Below are 2836 nucleotides of genomic sequence, written 5' to 3'. Positions count from 1 at the left end.
ACCTGCTGGATTGCCCGCACGTAGTACTGGTCGTGTATGCGCACGGCCAGCGGGTGGGCGGCGAACACCCGGTAATCAAGCGCATGCACCGGCACACCGATGTGGCGGGCGTATTCCTCGGCAGCGGGCTCGGCATTCAGTTCGAAAACCCGGCGCTGGGCACTGTCGGCGCCGGTGACCACCAGCTTTTCGTGACGCGGCAGGATGTGGTGCGTGGTGAACACTTCGAAGTCGAGCCAGGTATTGACCAGCACCACCACTGCCGCGCCGTGGTGAAACGCGCCGCCGAAATACACGTGGGTGCGGGTGAGGTAGTTGTCGTCGCCGGCCGAGCCGCCGAAATGCGGGATGTCCCCCAGTGCCGCGCTGAGCGCGGCAAGCACCATTTCCTCGCGGCTGGACAAGCCGTCGAGCAGGGTCAGGGCAAAGGTGTGGCCCTTGATCGGTGCCAGGGTATTGCTGCGGCAGGTGCCAACCAGGCGTTCGACCATCTGCTGCGCGTCGATCAGGCTGAAGCGCTCCATTTCATCGATCAGCCCGGTGGCGATGGAAAAGTGCCGATGATCGAAGCCCACCGCCGTCACGCAATTACGCCCATAGCCCAGCGGGGTGATCTCGCCGGCGCTGGTGCAACCGACCAGGCGGATGCCGCCGAACCCCTGCTCCAGGGCCTCGGCAAGCTCGCGCAAGTCATATTCGGCAGAGCAGAAAAACAGCACGAAGCCCAGGTGCGGGTGCAGCAGCTGCCGCGCCAGCTCCTGGGCTGCCAGCCGCGCGTCGCTGGCCTGGGACATGGCACTGACCACGCCGTCATTGTGAGCCTGCTGCATGGGGGTCTCCGGCGCGGGGTGGCTGAAAGGTCAGTGTACGAAGGCGGGTATGGGCGGCGAATGCTACTTGGGTAGCGGGTGGCCAGTTCCATGGTCCTGATTTCGCCGACCTGTGCACGGCCCTGCCCCCCCGCCACGGCTCACCAGGTCAGCACCGCCCCCACCGCAAAGGTGTCGGTGTCTTCGTTCTGCGCGCTAGTGTCATGCCCGTCGATGGAAAACTGGTTGTACTCCGCGACCAGCTTGAGGTTGTCGTTGACGTCATGGAACAACGCCACCCCGCGGGTCTCGTAGTCGGCACCACTGCCCACCGCGCCGTTGCCATCGTCCTTGGTCTTGCCATAGGACAGCGCCACGCGGTTCTTGCCAACCTTGTACGACCCCTGCAACAGGTAGCCGTCACTGTCGACATTGCGCAACACCGGTTCACCGGCATTGTTGGTGAAGAACGGGTTGATGCCCTTGGCCTGAAACCCCGAACCGGTCAGCGACAACCCGCCCATCTTCGCCTGCACGCCATAACCGACCCCTTTCGAGGTCACCGACTGCACGGTCGGGTCGGTATTGTCGGAGGTCTGGTAGCTGCCGTTGACCCAGCTGTAGACCTGCGCCCCGCCCAGGTCGAACTGGTAGGTGATTTCGCTCTCGGTACGCGGGTTTTCCTGGTAGGCCTTGCCGGTCGGGCTGCTGTCGTTGGTGTCCACCGGGTCCATGATGCCCACCGCCACCCGCAGCCCATCCATCACCGGCGTGCGGTAGGTGATCTGCGAGGTTGGGAACGGGTACGGGTAGCCGCTGCCGATGTTGCCGAAAGACACACCGCCGCCGTCCACCAGTCCCAGGGTGTCACTGACCTGGCCATAGCCTGCCAGCAGCTCGTCGAGCAGGATGTTGGAGCGGGCGAACAGGCCGAAGTCCTTGCCGATCAGCACCTCGCCCCACTCGGGGTTGGCCACGGTGCCGTAGAACTGGCGCACGTCGATGGCGGTGTCGGTACCGTTGGTTTCGCTGTCGTTGATGGTCACCCAGAACGAGGCACGCGCGCCAAGTTTCAGGTCATCCACCTGCTTGCCCATGTTGAAGCCCAGGTAGTTGGGTAAAAAGCCCATCTTCACCCGCGACTGGCGGCGATCGAACTGCTCGCCCTCGCGGTCGACCTTGCTGTTGACATAGAAAGCGTTGATGTAGCCGTCGGTGGAGAACGTCGTCTGGTCCTTGTCGTACAGCATGATCTCGGCTTCGGCAACGCCGCTCAGGCCAAGGGCCGAAAGGCTGGCAATGGCGGCTGCGAGGAAACGAGGCGGCAGGTGCTTATTGTTTTTGTGCATGGCGCGCTCCAAACGGGGACTGGATGTCGGAGGCGATTATCAGAAGCGCGCAGACAACCAGGTACGCTGCTTTGGCGCGGGCTTGCCGGTGCTTTGGGCCGGTGCAGGTGGCGCGATGATTTGGGCGCAACACCGGCTTGGGCCCGGTGCCGGCACTTCGGTTGTAAGCCGCACGGGCGGCCACGGCTCGAGACGTTGGCAGGCGTACGCCGCGCAAACGCTAGTCGAAATGGACGATCCGCAATCACACCGCCGCGCTTATTGTCGTTACAAGGTGGGCAGCTGTCCGCCTCCCGCAGATCGAGGGAGAGCCTATGAAAGTGCTGGTAAGTGTCAAACGAGTCGTCGACTACAACGTCAAGGTGCGCGTCAAGGCGGACCACAGCGGTATCGACCTGGCCAACGTGAAGATGGCCATGAACCCCTTCTGCGAGATTGCCGTGGAACAAGCCGTGCGCCTCAAGGAGCAAGGCATCGCCAGCGAAATCGTGGTGGTATCGGTGGGCCCGGCTGCCGTTCAGGAGCAACTGCGTACTGCCCTGGCCCTGGGTGCCGACCGTGCCATCCTGGTCGAAGCCGCTGACGAACTGAACTCCCTGGCCGTGGCCAAGGCGCTGAAAGCCGTTGTCGACAAGGAGCAGCCGCAGCTGGTCATCCTCGGCAAGCAGGCCATCGACA

Annotated in this window: 2 protein-coding genes and 1 pseudogene; 1 reads left to right on the top strand and 2 read right to left on the bottom strand. The window is 63.6% G+C overall.

The annotated features are described in order from the left end of the window. Positions 1-830: FIST N-terminal domain-containing protein (locus HP546_RS28680; protein WP_172232775.1), on the bottom strand; the 830-nt coding region annotated here is incomplete at its 3' end. Between the two features lie 140 nt (positions 831-970). After that, positions 971-2158 (bottom strand): porin, encoded by a 1188-nt coding sequence (locus tag HP546_RS28675; protein WP_172232772.1) that lies wholly within the window; start codon positions 2156-2158, stop codon positions 971-973. 314 nt (positions 2159-2472) lie between these two features. Here HP546_RS28675 and HP546_RS28670 point away from each other — a divergent pair. Further along, a pseudogene (locus HP546_RS28670) lies at positions 2473-2836 on the top strand (electron transfer flavoprotein subunit beta/FixA family protein); the annotation flags it as partial.

The organism is Pseudomonas sp. CM25, assembly GCF_013179705.1.
Lineage (GTDB): Bacteria > Pseudomonadota > Gammaproteobacteria > Pseudomonadales > Pseudomonadaceae > Aquipseudomonas.
This window is presented reverse-complemented; position numbering and strand designations above follow the sequence as displayed.

Bases quoted from the DNA above. Each gene is read 5' to 3' on its own strand.
- HP546_RS28675 (WP_172232772.1), bottom strand. From the start codon at position 2,158: ATGCACAAAAACAATAAGCACCTGCCGCCTCGTTTCCTCGCAGCCGCC.